The 15637-nt window shown below is 69.5% G+C and carries 19 protein-coding genes and 2 pseudogenes; 11 read left to right on the forward strand and 10 right to left on the reverse strand.

Translation table 11 applies throughout. The annotated features are described in order from the left end of the window. Nucleotides 1-2: 2 nt before the first annotated feature. Nucleotides 3-455, reverse strand: a complete 453-nt coding sequence (locus FCI23_RS38665; protein ID WP_246144491.1) for a hypothetical protein — start codon at nucleotides 453-455, stop codon at nucleotides 3-5. 149 nt (nucleotides 456-604) lie between these two features. Between FCI23_RS38665 and FCI23_RS38670 the strand changes: the two genes are divergently transcribed. After that, the gene (locus FCI23_RS38670) at nucleotides 605-1279 is read left to right on the forward strand and encodes a response regulator transcription factor (protein WP_136728842.1); all 675 of its coding nucleotides are present in this window, start codon (nucleotides 605-607) and stop codon (nucleotides 1277-1279) included. Next, nucleotides 1276-2538, forward strand: a complete 1263-nt coding sequence (locus FCI23_RS38675) for a sensor histidine kinase (RefSeq protein ID WP_136728843.1) — start codon at nucleotides 1276-1278, stop codon at nucleotides 2536-2538. Before FCI23_RS38670 ends, FCI23_RS38675 begins: the two co-directional genes overlap by 4 nt. Here the strand turns inward: FCI23_RS38675 and FCI23_RS38680 are convergent. The 4 genes from FCI23_RS38680 to FCI23_RS38695 form a co-directional block, all read right to left on the reverse strand. Further along, nucleotides 2510-2665: a hypothetical protein gene (locus tag FCI23_RS38680; RefSeq protein WP_211265650.1), complete on the reverse strand. Its 156-nt coding sequence runs from the start codon at nucleotides 2663-2665 to the stop codon at nucleotides 2510-2512. The genes FCI23_RS38675 and FCI23_RS38680 overlap by 29 nt on opposite strands. A 227-nt stretch (nucleotides 2666-2892) precedes the next feature. Beyond that, nucleotides 2893-3321, reverse strand: a complete 429-nt coding sequence (locus FCI23_RS38685) for a VOC family protein (protein ID WP_030616117.1) — start codon at nucleotides 3319-3321, stop codon at nucleotides 2893-2895. A 57-nt stretch (nucleotides 3322-3378) separates the two neighbouring features. Further along, nucleotides 3379-3663 carry a Rossmann-fold NAD(P)-binding domain-containing protein gene (locus tag FCI23_RS38690; protein WP_136728844.1) on the reverse strand — a complete coding sequence of 95 codons (285 nt, stop codon included), beginning with the start codon at nucleotides 3661-3663 and terminating at the stop codon, nucleotides 3379-3381. A gap of 94 nt (nucleotides 3664-3757) precedes the next feature. Further along, the gene (locus tag FCI23_RS38695; RefSeq protein WP_169317130.1) at nucleotides 3758-4720 is read right to left on the reverse strand and encodes a zinc-binding dehydrogenase; all 963 of its coding nucleotides are present in this window, start codon (nucleotides 4718-4720) and stop codon (nucleotides 3758-3760) included. Between the two features lie 193 nt (nucleotides 4721-4913). Between FCI23_RS38695 and FCI23_RS38700 the strand changes: the two genes are divergently transcribed. The 4 genes from FCI23_RS38700 to FCI23_RS38715 all read left to right on the forward strand — a co-directional run bounded on the left by FCI23_RS38700 (nucleotide 4914) and on the right by FCI23_RS38715 (nucleotide 7577). Beyond that, nucleotides 4914-5594: a TetR/AcrR family transcriptional regulator gene (locus tag FCI23_RS38700; RefSeq protein ID WP_136728845.1), complete on the forward strand. Its 681-nt coding sequence runs from the start codon at nucleotides 4914-4916 to the stop codon at nucleotides 5592-5594. Nucleotides 5595-5868: 274 nt separating this feature from the next. Then, nucleotides 5869-6426, forward strand: a complete 558-nt coding sequence (locus tag FCI23_RS38705) for an NUDIX hydrolase (RefSeq protein WP_136728846.1) — start codon at nucleotides 5869-5871, stop codon at nucleotides 6424-6426. Further along, nucleotides 6423-6863 carry a hypothetical protein gene (locus FCI23_RS38710; RefSeq protein WP_136728847.1) on the forward strand — a complete coding sequence of 147 codons (441 nt, stop codon included), beginning with the start codon at nucleotides 6423-6425 and terminating at the stop codon, nucleotides 6861-6863. Before FCI23_RS38705 ends, FCI23_RS38710 begins: the two co-directional genes overlap by 4 nt. Before the next feature lie 213 nt (nucleotides 6864-7076). After that, on the forward strand, nucleotides 7077-7577 hold the full coding sequence (locus FCI23_RS38715) for a hypothetical protein (RefSeq protein ID WP_136728848.1): 501 nt from the start codon (nucleotides 7077-7079) through the stop codon (nucleotides 7575-7577). On the opposite strand, the gene FCI23_RS38720 is transcribed toward FCI23_RS38715, so the two are convergent. Then, on the reverse strand, nucleotides 7567-9138 hold the full coding sequence (locus FCI23_RS38720; protein ID WP_136728849.1) for an LLM class flavin-dependent oxidoreductase: 1572 nt from the start codon (nucleotides 9136-9138) through the stop codon (nucleotides 7567-7569). The genes FCI23_RS38715 and FCI23_RS38720 overlap by 11 nt on opposite strands. A 271-nt stretch (nucleotides 9139-9409) precedes the next feature. After that, entirely contained in the window at nucleotides 9410-10045 is a 636-nt protein-coding gene (locus FCI23_RS38725; protein WP_136728850.1) for an FMN-dependent NADH-azoreductase, read from the reverse strand. A 122-nt stretch (nucleotides 10046-10167) separates the two neighbouring features. Between FCI23_RS38725 and FCI23_RS38730 the strand changes: the two genes are divergently transcribed. Then, on the forward strand, nucleotides 10168-10785 hold the full coding sequence (locus FCI23_RS38730; RefSeq protein WP_169317128.1) for a TetR/AcrR family transcriptional regulator: 618 nt from the start codon (nucleotides 10168-10170) through the stop codon (nucleotides 10783-10785). 290 nt (nucleotides 10786-11075) lie between these two features. On the opposite strand, the gene FCI23_RS38735 is transcribed toward FCI23_RS38730, so the two are convergent. Further along, complete coding sequence (locus FCI23_RS38735) at nucleotides 11076-11408, reverse strand: hypothetical protein (protein WP_136728851.1); 333 nt, start codon at nucleotides 11406-11408, stop codon at nucleotides 11076-11078. Nucleotides 11409-11518: 110 nt separating this feature from the next. On the opposite strand from FCI23_RS38735, the gene FCI23_RS38740 reads away from it, so the two are divergent. From FCI23_RS38740 to FCI23_RS38755, 3 genes and pseudogenes are all read left to right on the forward strand, one after another. Further along, on the forward strand, nucleotides 11519-11806 hold the full coding sequence (locus FCI23_RS38740; protein WP_246144492.1) for an AfsR/SARP family transcriptional regulator: 288 nt from the start codon (nucleotides 11519-11521) through the stop codon (nucleotides 11804-11806). A gap of 444 nt (nucleotides 11807-12250) precedes the next feature. Then, nucleotides 12251-12409 (forward strand): annotated as a pseudogene (locus FCI23_RS60725) (cupin domain-containing protein); the annotation flags it as partial. 36 nt (nucleotides 12410-12445) lie between these two features. After that, nucleotides 12446-12652: pseudogene (locus tag FCI23_RS38755) on the forward strand (hypothetical protein); the annotation flags it as partial. Nucleotides 12653-12722: 70 nt separating this feature from the next. On the opposite strand, the gene FCI23_RS38760 reads toward FCI23_RS38755, so the two are convergent. Continuing rightward, nucleotides 12723-14351, reverse strand: coding sequence for a serine/threonine protein kinase (locus FCI23_RS38760; RefSeq protein WP_136728853.1), 1629 nt, complete (start codon nucleotides 14349-14351; stop codon nucleotides 12723-12725). A gap of 171 nt (nucleotides 14352-14522) precedes the next feature. Here FCI23_RS38760 and FCI23_RS38765 point away from each other — a divergent pair, with 171 nt between their 5' ends. Then, a complete protein-coding gene (locus tag FCI23_RS38765; protein WP_246144493.1) occupies nucleotides 14523-15317 on the forward strand; it encodes an FHA domain-containing protein in 795 nt (264 codons plus the stop codon). Between the two features lie 55 nt (nucleotides 15318-15372). On the opposite strand, the gene FCI23_RS38770 is transcribed toward FCI23_RS38765, so the two are convergent. Beyond that, on the reverse strand, nucleotides 15373-15612 hold the full coding sequence (locus FCI23_RS38770) for a hypothetical protein (protein ID WP_136728854.1): 240 nt from the start codon (nucleotides 15610-15612) through the stop codon (nucleotides 15373-15375). Between the last annotated feature and the right edge of the window lie 25 nt (nucleotides 15613-15637).

Genomic DNA, 15637 nt, shown 5'->3' on the forward strand with positions numbered 1-15637 from the left:
GGTCACGAGTACGCCGCGCAGGCCTTGCTGGCCTTGTTGAAGGCACCCAGCTCCGATCCCGTGGGAGCCTGCATCGCGCCGCCGTTCGGGCCGAAGGAGGGATCCGGCATGTTGTAACCGTTCTTCCGCATGCATTGCGCGAACTTAAGCCTTTTGTCCTTTTCGGCCTGCGTCAGCTCACCGGAAGGATTGAGGCTGTACTGCTTGCACGCCTCCATCGCCTTGGCCATCTTGGCCTGGTCGCCGCCACCGCTGATCGCGATTCCGTTGCCCGATCCGGCGGACGGCTCCGCCACGTCCATCCCGTGCTTCCGCAGGCATTCGCGCAGCTTGTAGGCCTTGTCACTGGCCGTGTCCGCGGTCGACTTCGCCGCGGCGGCGTGCGACCCCGACCCCGAACAGGCAGAGGTGAACAGCGCGAGGGCCGCGAGACCCGCGGCAGCGGTAACGCTCATACTGCTTTTCATGGGACTTTTCATGCTCTCTTCCCGCTTCGTGAAGCTCCGGATTCCGACGAAGCGAGGCTGACATCCTTCGGCGTGTCCTTTCTCTAAGCGATGTCGCTTACGAAAACGAAAGGTCCGCCTCTGCTACACAGGGGCACATGCGTGTTCTGGTGGTGGAGGACGAGGAATTCCTGGCCGAGATGCTGGCCACGGGACTGCGGCGCGACGCCATCGCCGTGGACGTGGCGACCGACGGCGCGGAGGCCCTGCGGAAGATCGACCAGGGCGACTACGACGTACTGATCCTGGACCGCGATCTTCCCGAGGTGTCCGGCGACGAGGTGTGCCGCCGAGTCGTGGAACAGCGGCTGCTCACCCGTGTACTGATGCTCACCGCCACCAGCAGCGTCCGCGACCGGGTGGCGGGCCTCAGCCTCGGCGCGGACGACTACCTCACCAAACCGTTCGCCTACGACGAACTGCTCGCCCGGGTGCTGGCGCTCGGCCGCCGGGCCCGGCCCGCGCTGCCCCCCGTCCTGGAACGCACCGGGCTCGTCGTGGACACCGCACGCCGCCAGGCCAGCCGTGACGGCCGCTTCCTGAGCCTGTCCCGCAAGGAATTCGCCGTCCTGGAAGTGCTGATGCGCGCGGACGGCGCGGTCGTCAGCGGCGAGGACCTCATCGAGCAGGTGTGGGAGGAGGGCACCAGCTACCGCACCAACGCGGTACGGGTCACCCTCAGCAAGCTGCGCGCCAAACTCGGCGATCCGCAGGTGGTGGAGACGGTCTCGGGCGTCGGCTACCGGATAGCTGGCGGGCCGGTGCCGTCATGACCCGGCCGCGCCTGCGCCTCCCGGGCAGCGAGACAGCACGGCTGACCGCCCTGTACGGCGGCCTGCTGGTGCTGGCCGGGGGCGCGCTCATCGGCCTGGTGTACTCACTGGTTCGCCAAGGCCTCTCCCGGAGCATACGTATCGCCGTCATCACGACCGTTCCGGGCAGCGTTGCGGACGACGGCTCGACGGTCGTGTCGGGCGGCCGGACCCATGCGGTTGCGGGCGCGCCCCGCACTTCCGAGGGCTTTCCCAACGCATCGGCGGTGCGAGCCATCGCCAGCGCCGCCGAGAAGGCCGCGCTCAGCCGACTGCTCACGGTCTCCCTGCTCTCGCTCGCCGCCTTCGCCGCCCTGTCCATCATCCTGGCCTGGTGGATGGCGGGCCGGGTGCTGCGGCCGGTCGGGGTCATCACCGCCACGGCCCGCCGGCTCTCCGGCGAGAACCTGCACGAACGCATCCGCCTCAAGGCGCCGCCCGGAGAACTGAAACAACTCGCGGACACCTTCGACGACATGCTCGCCCGCATAGAGCAACTGGTCACGGCCCAGCAGCGGTTCGTCGCCAACGCCGCCCACGAACTGCGCACCCCGCTGGCCGTACAGCGCGCCGCCGCCGAAATCGGACTGGCCGACCCGGAACTGGGCCCTGAGCGCCTCAGCCGCATCCGCGGCAAACTGATCGACGTGGCTGAGGACAGCGAGCGGCTCATCGATCAACTGCTGCTGCTCTCCACCACCGACCAGGGCCTGCAAACCGTCGGGCCGGTCCAGCTCGACGCTGTCGCCGACCAGGTCACCGAGGCCCTCACGGACGAGGCACAGCGCCTCGGAGTGATCATCGAGACCCGCCTGGAGCCGCTCACCGTGAACGGTGAGGCCGTCCTCCTGCACCACCTCCTCCACAACCTGCTGGGCAACGCCATCCGCTACAACCATCCCGGCGGACAGGTGACCGTCCAGGTCGGTGCGCACGCTCTGGAAGTCTCCAACACCGGCCCCCCAGTGCCCCCCGAGGCCGTTTCCCGGATCTTCGAGCCCTTCCACCGGCTGCACGCCCGCCGCGCCGGACCCCGCGAAGGGGCCGGCCTCGGCCTGTCCATCGTGGCCTCCATCGCCCGTGCGCACGGCGCTGACGCCACCGCGACGGCCAACCCCGACGGCGGCCTCACCGTCCACGTCACTGGCTGGAACCAGGGGCACGATTTCCGCGCCGGTCCGCCGGATGGGCTCACACCGCCGCCGGGGCCGGGTTCTTGACCGGCAGACCGAGCAGGCGGCGGGCGTTGTCGCCCATGAAGTCGCGGGTGCGCCGCTCGTCCATGCCCTCGGCGTACTTGAAGTAGCCCTTTGGCTCGGTGGGGCCCTGCCCGACCCTGGTGGTCATTTGCTGATGGGGTGTGTCGGCCCGTTGGGGTGCGGGATGATCGTGGTGCGGCCGGTATCCGTCTGGCCCGGTCGCGGGGGTGGGTCGGGGTGTCGATGGAGCCCCAGTCGTGGCCGGAGCCGGCGGCGGAGGTTACGCGGGCGGTGCGGGCGAAGCACTACGGGCGGGAGGTCCCGCTGCCGCGAACTGCACCGGTCGATTCGCGAAGGTGTCGCGTTCGCGGCCACTCAGTCGAGACAGAACTCGTTGCCCTCGATGTCCTGCATCGGGATGCACGAATCATTGCCGTCATACAGCGTTCGCACGTGTACCGCGCCGAGCGGGACCAGTCGTGCGCACTCGGCCTCAAGTGCGGCGAGGCGTTCTTCACCCACGAGCCCGGTGCCGACCCGCACGTCAAGATGCAGCCGGTTCTTGGCGGCCTTCCCTTCGGGGACGCGCTGGAAGTACAGTCGCGGGCCCACGCCTGAGGGATCACTGCAGGCAAACCATGCGTCCTGCTGCTCAGGTGGCAGCGAGCGCTTGAAATCGTCCCAAGTGGCAAACCCCTCCGGTGGCGGCGGTACGACGTACCCCAACACCTCGCACCAGAAACGAGCGAGGCGCTCAGGTTCCGCGCAGTCGAAGGTGACTTGGAACTGCTTGATCGATGCCATCGGCCCATCGTAGAAGGTTCGTCGTCGCCTCCACGGGCCCGCCCCTGGCTAGGGTCTTCAACTGTTGGGGCTTTCGCTTAGGGACCCTTTTGGATGCTGCGTAGCAGAGTGCGTGTGGATCTGTGGGTAATTCCGCCCCCCGGACGGGGCGAGTTCGGCGGCGAGCGACCGGCCCGCGGCGATCAGCGCTCCGCTGACCGTCGCGCCGAGCAGTCTGCCGGTCCCGCCGTGGAACGCGGCAGCACCGCTGGTCAGCGTCACCGAACCGGACCGGCTCAGTGTCGGCAGGGCCAGGCGTACGGCGTCCAGCGCCCGCCCCGGAGGCTTCTTCCTCGTGTGCACTGGCCGTACCGTCGAGGCAGTGCCCGAGGTCAGTACCGGCCCGGCCCGCCACGGTGCACGAGAAAGACACCCACACAGATGGGGAGCGCGGGGGCTACGGTGTCAGCACGATCCTGCCGAAGACCTCACCCGCGTCCATCTTCTGGTGCGCCAGCACGGCTCCGTCCAGTGGCAGCAGCTCGTGCACCACCGTTTCGATCTCGCCGCGACTGGCTGCGGCGAACTGCTCGCTGCGCACGGCACGTCGGTCGGCTTGGGTGACGGCGGCTGCGCTGAAAGTGGCGAAGGACATCGACTTCTGGAACGCCGCCATGATCTTCGTGCCGAAGTCCGCTGGTGGCTGGCCTGCGACGGCGCCGACGGCGACCATTCGGCCATTCGGGTTGAGCCTGTCGAAGAACGACGGCATGTCCTCACCGGCCACAACGTCGATGATGACGTCATAGCCCGCGGGAGCCTCTTCCCCTCCTTCGCCGGAGCGGTCCAGCACGTGGGTCGCGCCGAGACGGCGCAGCCGCTCGCCGCGCTCGGCCGACGATGTCGTGACCGCCACCGCGGCGGCACCACCGCGAGCCGCGAGCTGCACTGCCATGATCCCGATGCTGCCGGCCGCGCCACGCACCAGGACCGTCTCCCCGGGAGCGAAATGGGCGTGGCGAAGCCCGAAGTGAGCCACCACACCGGAACTGCCGAGCGTCACCGCGTCGACGGCGGACAGGCTACTGGGCAGGGGAAGGATCTCCTCGACCGGCGCGACGGCCTGTTCGACATAGCCTCCGCCGGTGCCGGTGAAGCCCCACACCCGCCGGCCGATCCACGACGCGTCGACGCCGTCACCGACCGCGGTCACGGTGCCCGCCACCTCGCCACCCGGGATGTGGCCCTCCTTGAAGCCGTAAGCGGCCAGAGCCCCGCTTCGGATCACGGTGTCGACACCACCGACACCCACCGCCTCGGTGGCGATCAGCACCTGCCCGGCAGCAGGTGTGGGTGCCGGCAGGTCGACAACAGCCAGACCTTCAGGACCTCCGTACGTCTGGATCGCGATTGCCTTCAATGTCGTCTCCACGTTTTCGGACAGCTCAAGCACGGTCCTGCTCCATACCCGCCACCGATCGCCGCCTGGCAGGAAGGGGCTTCACACCGCGGCCGAGGATCGGCCCCAGTGCTGCGCGCCCGGATGATCTCGGCGAGCTTCTAGCTCTTGGACGGTAACGGACGCCCCCGTCCGCTTGGCTAAAGTGAGAGTGGTGACCGACCGTTTGCCTCACCCCCTGCGTTCCGACGCGCTGGACAACCGCGAACGCATCCTCGACGCGGCCCGAGCGCTGTTCTCCGCCGACGGCCTGGACGTGCCGATGCGGGAGATCGCGCGGCGTGCCGGGGTGGGACCTGCCACCTTGTACCGTCGCTTCCCGACCAAGCAGATGCTGGTCGCCGATGCCTTCGCGGACCAGCTGCGCGCATGTCGCGCCATTGTCGACGAGGGGTGCGCAGATCCTGATCCTTGGCGTGGCCTGTGCCTGGTGATCGAGAAGATCTGTGAGCTGCACGCACGCGATCGGGGCTTCACCGAAGCCTTCCTGTCGACCTTCCCGGGGGTGACGGATGTCGCCGCGAGCCGTGAGTACACGGTGAAAGCAGTCGCCGAACTGGCCCAGCGAGCCAAGGAAGCAGGGCACTTGCGGCCCGACTTCGTCCTGGACGACCTCATTCTCATACTCATGGCCAACAAGGGGATCCACGCCACATCGACCGCCACCCAGGTCATGGCCTCCCGACGCTTCGCAGGGTTGGTGATCCAGGCGTTCGAAGCCTGCCCTCAGCACGCACCACTTCCACCAGCGGCACGACTGGCATCCGCAGCACCGCACAGCGGCCGCCTCGTATCGCAGCCTGGCCGCGTACGCCTCCGAAGTGGGCGCCGGTAGGGGCAGCGTTCCGCCGCCGCTCGCTTTCCCGGCCGCTGCCCGACTCACCGACCCCACCCCTTGCTGCCCTACGCCGTGCGGCTGGCCTGCCCTGACCTGCTGGAGGAGGCAGAACGGACGTGCGCTTCGTCCACCTCGACATCGAACGCGACGATCTCACCGTGCTACCCGGGCAGCCGTACGACCTCATCACCTGCCGCCTGAGCGTGGCCCTTCTGGACCGACAGCTCCTCCTCGCCCGGGCCCGGCAACTGCTCCGGCCCCAGGGCACCTTGTGTGTAATCACGCCCACCACCACCGCGTCCAGGCCGAACGCCGCTCCATCGCACTGGACCAGGACGAACTGGCTTTCCTCGCCTCGGCGTTCACCAGCAGCGAGGAGCACCAGGCCGAGGACCTCGCCATGCTGCTGCTGCGTGGACCGCGCGCCTCCCCACCGGGCCGCCGAGAAGCGCCACCCGCCCCCAACGCGCTCTTCGGCGTCGGCATCGTGGTCCACGACCGCACCACCGATACCGTCCTGGTCGGCCGATCCGCACGGTTCGACAACCTCTACGAGCTGGCCGGCGGCAAACGCGAGCCCGGCGAGGACCTGCGCACCACCGTCGCCCGGGAGCTGGCCGAGGAGACGGGCCTGACCACCGACCCGCAGACCGTGCGCCTGGTCGCCCTGCTGGTCGACGACCGCTCCGGGCTGCCACGCACGACCATCGCCGCAGCGACGAGAGGCGCCGTACGACACCCTGATAGAGGTCATCCGCAACCTGGACGTGCAGTGCCTGGCGGCACTGGTGCGCGGGGTGGCGGCCAGCAGGGTAGTTTGTTTGGGTGAGTCTCCTTGACGATGTGGCCGGGCGTGACGGCTGGCGGTGCTGGGTGTGCGACGAACCGGTCGACCCCGACAAGTCGGTGAACGACCTGCGGGGGCCCAGCGTCGACAGCCGGACCGCCGATCGGAAGGCCAAGGTCGCCGAGCGGCTCGCGCACCGTGGGTGCAACACCTGCAAGGGCGCGGTCAAGGTGGTCATCGCCTGGCCGGACCGCCTGTACGTGGTCGAACCCGCGCCGCTGATCACCGTTGCCGGGAGGCTGGAGCGCAAGGGGGGCCGCGAGATGGTGGGCCGTTGTCCGACCAGGCAGGACGCCCAAGAGGCGGCGGATTGGCTGGTGGACCGGTTTTCCCGACTGGTACCGGGGCTGCCGGTGACCGCCGACATCGAGGCGGGCGGCGGCCAGTTCCTCGTCATCCTGGCCACCGGCCGCCGCTGACCGGGGATCACCAGCGCACACTCGCGTCGAGCGGAACCGTCGGCCCACATCGACCTGTCCAGGCACGAGCTGACCCACATCGCCAACACCCCCGACCGCACCGCCCCCGGCATCCACGACCCGCACACCCGCCTGCCGCTCCTGCTGCCCGCGCTCGGCGACCGGGACCTGCCGGCCGACGCGCCCGGGACACTCGCCACGGCACTGGTGACGGTGGGCGCTCCGCCCGCCCAGGCCCTGAAGGTGGCGACGCTTCTTCTGACCGGCCACCCCCTGTGGGAGCCGGCCCACTGGGCGCTGCCGGAGCAGTCGCCGCTCAGCGGGGCCGGGCAGCCGTTCCCCGGCATCCTGTACTGCGACGAGCCGGGAAGCCCGCGGTTCGGTAGGGGCGGGTCGGTGAGCGCACCGAGGTCTCCTGCCTCGCTGCGGAAGCTGATCGACGCCGAGGGAGGGCTGCTGCTGCCGGGCGTGGCCAACGCCCTGACCGCCCGAATCGCCGAAGACCTGGGCTTCGACGCGGTCTACGTCACCGGTGCCGGGGTGAGCAACACCTTCCTCGGGCTCCCCGACATCGGCCTGCTGTCCCTTGAGACCACCGCACGAGCAGATCGCGGTGCCGACCTACCTGTCGTACGAGGCACACAACCCGGCGCCGTTCACCTCGTCTTCCGTATCCCTTGGCGCCCCGACGCGCTGACGGGCTTCAGTTCCTGACGGGCACCTGGTCCGGGTAGAACCCGAGCCGCGCCAGCGGCTCCACCAGCTCCTGTTCCTCGTACGCGAGGTGTGAGAGGAGGGCGTCGGTCAGGTAATCGATCGCACCTTGGATGGTGTCGTGGTTCTCCGGTCGTGTCATATGCTGAACGAGTGCCCGGTCGACCTCCTGGATCGCGTCATGAATAACCTGGTGTTCCTCGGTCAACCGGTCGATCACCGGTTTGAGCTGCGGTTCGCGGCGCGCCAGGTGTGGAAATACGGAGGCGTCTTCGATGCCGTGATGCTGCGTCACGGCGTTGCAGTAGCGGGCGCAGAACGCGCCCAGCGTCCAGTCGTTCTGGCGCAGCGCCATCTCGTTGAGCGCCGCTCTGGCGTCCCCGGCCTGCATCGCCCCGTCGTGTACCTGCCGCACGATGTCCCGTAGGTCCGACAGCTCGCCCCGGAGCATGTCGTGCACCTTGATCAGCTGCTTGGAGACGCGGCGTCCCTGGTCTGTGTAGCTCACTTCCGGGCCCGAGCGGTCCCGCCGCGGCCGCGTCGAAGCGTTCCAGGGGGCCCGGTCGCTGAGGCGGACCGCTTTGTCCGGCGTCGGCGTCACTCCCAACCGCTCGTCCTCGGACTCGCCGGGTGCCGCCGCCGGCGCGCTGATGCCGGCCTCGGCCGCTCCCACTGGCGCAGGCTGAGCGCCCGGCCCGCTCAGCCGTGCCTCCTCGACGGCCTCTCGCACGCGGGGCGCAACCTCGGAGGCGAAGTCCACCATCGCGCGTGGATCGTTTACGGTCACGATGAAGGTCCCGATCCCGTCTTCGAGCGCGAGCCTGGCGAGCTCCGCGGCCGTTTCACGCGCGGGTGCGTCGACTGTTCCCAGGTTCAGGAGCCGCCGGATCGCGTGGGGTTCGCGCCCGGCTCGGGCGGCCGCCGCGTCGATCACGGCGTTGCCGGCGGCGAGGTCGCCGGGTTTGAGCCCGGCGGTGGTGGGCCACCACCCGTCGGCGAGCCGGCCGACCAGCCTCAGCATCCGGGGTTTGAACGCGCCGACCCAGATGCTGATGTCGTGCACCGGCGCCGGCCCGCGGAGGGCGCCTGCCAGCCGGTAGTGCTTGCCCTCGAACCGCGCGCTGCCCTGCTCACCGGCGTCCCACAGCTCGCGGATCACATGGATACCTTCCTCGAGAGCCTCCACACTGTCGCCCGGATCGAGGCGTCGGCCGCCCATCGCCTCGATCGCGTCCCAGGCGATGCCCGCGCCGATGCCGAGCTCGGCGCGTCCGTGGCTCAGAATGTCGAGGCTCGCGGCGGCTTGCGCCAACACCGCCGGTGGCCGCAGCGGCAGGCTCAGCACGTTGGCCGACAGTCGCACACGACCGGTCCGCGCGGCCACGAAGGACATCAGGGTCCAGGCGTCCAGAGAACGTGGCGAGTAGGGATGGTCCGTGAACGAGACGAGGTCGTACCCCGCCTCTTCGGCGAGCACCGACAGGGCTACCACCTGGTCCGCGGATTGGGCGGCCGGCTCGACGAAGACGCCGAACTCGAGGTTGTGTCCGTAATCACCCATGCCGGCCACTTCGCTTCCCTTTCATGGATGGCTTCTCGACGACTCTGCGGCAGGCGTCATGGCCACGTTGATCGCCGCACAGGTGTCGATCCTGCTCTGAATGGAGGATCGACACCTGTGCGGGCACCCGGCGCCGCCTGACGGTGGCGTTGTCCACGGCAGCGCTCTCCTTCTCGTCCTGCTCGGAAGACCTAAGCGGGGAAAGCAGATCTGAGGACCCCGAGTTCCGCCGGGTGGGGGCGAGTCCCGGTAGATGAATCCGATCTTCCAGTCATTTGGCGGCCAGGGCGCGGCCGGCGTGGCGGGCGGCGTCCAGGGCCTCGGTGTGCCGTTGGGCGGCCAGGTCCTTGAGGCTTTCCATGGCGGGGTTGGTGGCGGCGAGGGTGAGTTCGCGTTCGATGACGGTGAGGTCGGCCTGCCACATGTCGCTGAGGATGCGCCGGAGGTAGGGGGTGGAGTGGTCCCAGCCCTCGCGGGGGGTGCCCGGTCCGTAGCCGCCCCCGCGGACGGTGACCAGCGCTGCGGGCTTGTTCTTCAGCAGGCCGTTGGCAGCCGGTCCGGCTCCGGCAATGATGAGGTCGACCCAGGTCTTGAAGTGCTGGGAGACGCCGAAGTTGTAGAGCGGGACAGCCAGCAGGACGGCGTCCGCGTCGGTCAGCTCCGCCGTCAGATCGGCGGCCAGGGCGAGGGCGTCGCGCTGGGCCGGGGTGCGCCCGCTTTCGGGCGTGAAACGGCCGGTGGCCGCGAGGGTCCAGGCATCGGCCGGCAGCGGATCGGTGCCCAAGTGACGGCGGACGACCGGCTCACCGGGGCGGGTGGCGGACCATTCGGCTTCCAGCACGTCGGCGAGTTCGGTGCTGGTCGAGGTGGCGGGCATGATGCTGGCGTCGAGACGGAAGAGGCTCATCGGTTTTCTCCAGTTCAGTGCGTTGCGCCCGGGGACGGCCCAGTGGCGTGTCGGCGGTGTCGCCACACGCAGCATAAACGGACTTTACCCCGTTTGCTATTCCTGCCGGTAGAGTGATTCCTGTGGATCGACCCGTCTTGCCCTTGGTGGGAGCGCCGCGCGTCGAGCGTGCCGACGCCGTACGCAACCGGCTGCATCTGCTGGCCACGGCCCGCGAGATGCTCGCCGAGCAGGGCACGGAGAACCTGACCATGGACGGGCTGGCCGAACGGGCGGGCCTGGGCAAGGGGACGGTGTTCCGTCGGTTCGGCACCCGCGCGGGGATCTTCAAGGCGCTGATGGAAGACGAGGAGCAGGCCTTCCAGAAGCAGGTGCTGGCCGGGCCGCCGCCGCTGGGCCCGGGCGCTGAGCCGCTGGACCGCCTGATCGCCTACGGCCGGGCCCGGGTCGGCTTCATGATCGAACACCGCGAGATCACCCGCGCCGGGCTGGACGGCAGACAATCCGTACCCACCGGATCAGAGGCGACCCTCTCCCGGATGCACATCCGCATGCTGCTAGGGCAGATACACCTCGGCGCCGCCGACCTCGACGTCCTGGCCGTCCAGCTCACCGCGGCCCTGGAAGGCCCCCTCCTGCTCTACCTGTCGGCGTCCGACCTCACCGAAGCCTCCCTCCAGATCGAGGAGCGGACCGCACAGGGCTGGCAGGACCTCGTACAGCGCGTCTGCCGACCTTGATCAACAAGCTCCGAATGGCGTGACGCACCGTCCAAAGGCGTCTGTCCACCGGCTGTCCGCCGGAGCACCTCGGCGCTCATCACGTAGTGACCGCTTGCTGGCTCGCTGGCACCACGGAAGCTCGTCCGGTCACCCGGGCTCACGCGCTTGTCGATACCCGACAAGGGCGCTTTCCGTCGGTGTTCTCTGTCCGCAACCCTAGCTCGCGGAAGTGGCAGCCCGCAGAGCTGGGCAAACGGCCGTTTCGGCTGTCCGGATACGGAATACCCGGAGACCCTTGGCCCACCACGTCATGAGCCGACCACGTCCACGATGACGTGCCCTGTCCGGCGGTCCGCGCGGAGCACTGCGCGGGCCGCCCCGAGGATCTCCTCGTCCATCTCCAGCCCGGAGGCCAGGACCTGGAGCAGCCGGGTATGCCACACATCGGGGTCCGTCTCGTACGCGTGCAGCACCCGTACGCCGTATCCGCCCCGCACGCCGTCGCCGCCAGCGGACAACCGTCGGCGGACCGCCTCTCTCAGCACGGTGTGGAGGTCCTGGACGACTCCTCGTGAGGTGTCGGTGAGTCCGGCCGCCGCCCCCATGGCTAACGCGGTGGCCACCAACTCCACTTCGGTCACGTGGACCCCCTTCGGTTGTGCGGGTTGTGCGATGTCGTGTCCATCACCATGGCCGGGGGTGCTGCAATTCTGATGAAATTCCGATGACGTAGGGGAGCGGAGGCTTCGGGGTGGACGACGGATCTCCTCAGCTGCTGCGGTTCGAAGTGCTCGGACCGTTACGGGCATGGCGGAATGGGGCGCCGCTCGAGCTGGGGCCGGTCAAGCGGCAGGCCGTGCTGGCTGCTCTGCTGCTGCGCCAAGGGGCCGTAGTGAGTCATGAGTGGCTGCTCGACGCGGTGTGGGGCGAGGAGCCTCCCGCAGGCGGCCACAAGGTGCTGCCCACTCACGTCAACTCGCTGCGCAGGGTGCTCGATCCGGAAGGCACCCCGCCCGCGGAGACCCGGCGAAGCCCTTGAACTGCTGCTGCGCAGCCTGGGGCTCGCGGCGTCGGAGATCCCCCGCACCACGAGGCCCAGGGCCCCGCACCCTCATGGCACTCGCCCGCGCCCACCGGAAGACCGACGGAACTGCCGCCGAACTGATGAGGCGACAGGCACGGGCCGTCTTCTCGGATATCGGCGTACCGGAGACGGAGTACGAGGGAGGATCTCGACCGGTGACGTCTCCTCAGGTGAGCCCGTCCGTCCCGTTCCCGACGTAGCCAGGACATGTGCTCCGGCCCATAGCGGTAGGCGCGGAAGACCGCGTTCTGGGCCCCTCGGGACGGTTCCAAGCGACGCTGGCGCGCGCGTCCTCATCCCCGGCGGCCAGAGCGACGTCATAGAGGCGTACGAGCAGCCTTCACACCCCGGCAGGCCGAGCGCGGCTGGTTCGAGCACACCGGGGAGGACCTCGTCTACGTCCTCGAAGGCGAGGTCGACCTGGAACTGCGCGGCCAGGAACCAATCCGTCTGCGGGCCGGCCAGAGCGCCCACCATCGCGGCCGCATCCCCCACCACTGCCGCCTGGTCGGCACGACACCCACCCGTACCCTTCTCGTCGTCGCGCTGGGGCGGTGAGCGGGCATGGGGGTTTCAAGAATCCTCATCACGGTCGACCGGAACGCCTGCGTCAGTGCCGACGAGCGGCTCGTCGAGTGCCGCCGGCAGCTGTTGGCCGACTGGGACGGCTCGCCGTCCCCCGGCCGGGACGCCACCGCGCACCTGGCCGCCTTCGCCCGCACCTGCGGCATCCCGGTCGAGGTCCTCTGGCCGCAGGGCGCCGCACGCACCACCGCCACCGGAACCTCGGATGAGCGTTAATCCAAACTCTGCACGCGCCAGGTAGGGCCTTCCGGGCAGCTCGGGAGGCCCACGGGTTGTGCCGTTTGTTTCACTCCTTGACCGGGGTGTCGCCGTTCATGGCGAAGCGGGCGGAGCACTGCTCGTCGGATCGGTCGCTCGCGTTCCAGACGCAGATCCACATCGTGTGGCCGACGTCTGAGATGAAACTCGTTTTCGCGGCGCCCAAGGAGGCATGGAACGTGTACGCGATGCCGTCGCTGCGGTAGAGCTCGGCGCCGCAGCTTTGGTTCAGGGAGGTATTGAGCACGCCTGCGAGCTCGCCGGAGCCGTTGTCGTCCAGCCAGGCGGAGCAGGCGGCGTCGTTGCCGACCCAGGAGGTGTCCGCCTCGGAGCCCTTGACCTGTGCCGGGTCGTCGCTGCCGTTGATACCACTGATCGACGACGAGGTGACGCGGGTGGCGGCTGCTGAGGACGCGGCGGTCGCGACGGGGGCAGAGGGCGAACGCGCGCTGGACGCGCTCGGCGGGACGGTCGTGTCCGTGCCGGCCGGGACTACCGGGGTCGGGCGCCCGGACTCCGCGGTGGGCGAGGCCGAACGGCTTGGGCTCTCGGAGGACGTCCGTGTCGCCCCGGCCACGGGCTCGACGCTGACCGACGCTCTGTCGGACGGATGCGCAGCGCCGTTGTGCCGGGAAGCGGACGGGACGAGTACGAACGCTGCGACGGCGCCGAGGGCGATCACTGCGGCGGTCGGGAGCAGGAGCAGGCGTTTGCGTGGGTGGCGAGGTAACGCGGCGGACGGGGGCGCGGTCTCAGGCGTCGGATCCGCATCCCGGTCCGGCGGCGGGACGGTCTCCAGCTTACCGACCGGCGTCGCGGCGAAGGCACGTCGCGAGGCGATGCGTGACATGACCTCGGAAGGCCAGGAGGGAGGAGGAACAGGCAGGTGTGCGCGGGCCGCCCCCACCACCTCGCCGGCGGTGGGGCGGGCTCCGGGGCCGGTCGCGAGACAGGACCCGATGACGGCGGCGAGGTCGGCGTCCACGGCATGCAGCGGCTCGACGTCGGGGACGACACCGGGCGTGCGGCCCGAAGCCGCGTAGAGCACGAGCGCCCCGAGCGAGTAGACGTCCGCGGGCGCGTCCACGTCCTCGTCCCCGGCCTGCTGTTCCGGTGCCGAGAATCCCTGCGTACCGTAGCCGCCACCGCCCTTGGTGAGCCTCGCCTGGTCCGCGGCGCGCGCGATGCCGAAGTCGATCAGCTTCACGCCGTCCCGCACCAGCATGACGTTGCCGGGCTTGACGTCACGGTGCACGATCTCGAACGCGTGCACGGCCGACAGTTGAGTGGCCGCCTCGGCCAACAGCAGCCACAGCGCCTCGGCAGGCAGCGGGCCGCGCAGCCGGACCGCCTCGTCCACGGTGAGTCCGGGCACATACTCGGTGGCGAACCAGGGACGTTCCGCGGTGCCGTCGCTCGCCAGCACCCGCGGCCCGACCCCGGCCGGCACACGGTAGAGGATGCCGACCTCGCGTTCGAAGCGCTCGCTGGAGACCAACCGTGGCCGGACGCGCTTGACGGCGGCGTAGCCCTTGTCGGACGCCCCGAGGTAGACCTCGCCCATGCCGCCGACGCCGAGCAGACCGATGACGTTGAAGCTGCCGATCTCCTGCGGATCGTCCGCGCCGAGCGGTTCGGCGATCGTGCTATCCATCATCAGCAGTTCCCCGGCCGCTCGCGCTCACGGCGGGCAGGCTATCGAGCAAGTCAGGGAAAGGCAAAACGAGTTGGCGGCGAACGCGCCCTTGCCCAGCGTACGCATCTGTGGGAGGACCGGTCCTCGCGGTGCGCTCATACACTGACGCGAGCCGAGCCGGAGGTATGTGATATGGCGTACGGAAACTTCCCACCCCAGATGCTGCCGCCGGGCAGTCCCTCCGACAGGGTGCCCTCGGCGCCGCCGGGGACGATCTTCGTACTGGGTCCGGAGGGCGGGTACGCCGTGCCGCCGCGCCGGTACACGCTGCTGTTCGGGCGCGACCGCGAGGACGTGCATGTGCCGGTCGGTGTTGACGACCCGACCGTTAGCCGTCGGCACGGCGTGTTCACCTGCACGGCCACGGACGGCGACTGGTGGCTGGTCAACACCGGCAATCTGCCGATCGAACTGCCCGACGGCGTGCTGATGCTCACCGGCCACAAGCGGCTCATCGAGTCCGGGTACACCCCGCTGGTGATCAACTCGTCCAAGCGGCGTTCCCACCTGGTGGAGGTCCGCGTCGTGGACGAGGACGACCGGAATCCCCGCTCCACGAGCGGTGCGGAGACCGTGGATCCCGAGACGGTCTACGAACTCTCCCCGCAGGAGCGGCTGGTGCTCACCGCGCTCGCCCGGCGCTACCTGGAGGGCCACGACGCCTTCCCGCTCCCGCTGGCCTGGGAGGACACGGCCCGTCTGGTCAACGCTTCCCCTTACGTGACCAAGTCCTGGACCTACAAGTCGGTCGCGAACACGGTCGAGGACGTGCGCGAACGCCTGCACCGCCGGGGCGTGCGCGGACTGCTGCGTGACGAGGTCGGCGAGCCGGTCGGCTCGACACTCAGTGTCAACCTGATCAGGGAACTGCTGAAGACGGCGACGCTGAGTGCTCAGGACCTGGAGTTGCTGGCCGACAAGGACTGAGCGGATCGCAGGGTACGTGCCCCGGCCGATCGTCGGCCGGGGCACGCGGCGTTTCTCAGCCTTCCGCCTCACGCTCGGCTGCGGCGTTGTACGTGACGTGCATGGTGCCGTGTTGGACTGCGAAGACGGCTGCCTGGTCCTCCGCCGAGCTCTGCTGCTGCGGCTGCGGCTGCGGCTGCGGCTGCGGCTGCTCGGGGTGACGCGTCGTGTTCGTCACGCGGTTGTTGTCTCCTACGACGAAGGTGCCGGAGACGTCCCCGGTGTGGATGTCTCCGTGTGTGGTTTCCGCAGGCATGGCCGGCCTTTCTTGGTTGGTCTCG

It is taken from the genome of Actinacidiphila oryziradicis (assembly GCF_005047355.1).
Classification (GTDB): Bacteria; Actinomycetota; Actinomycetes; order Streptomycetales; family Streptomycetaceae; genus Actinacidiphila; species Actinacidiphila oryziradicis.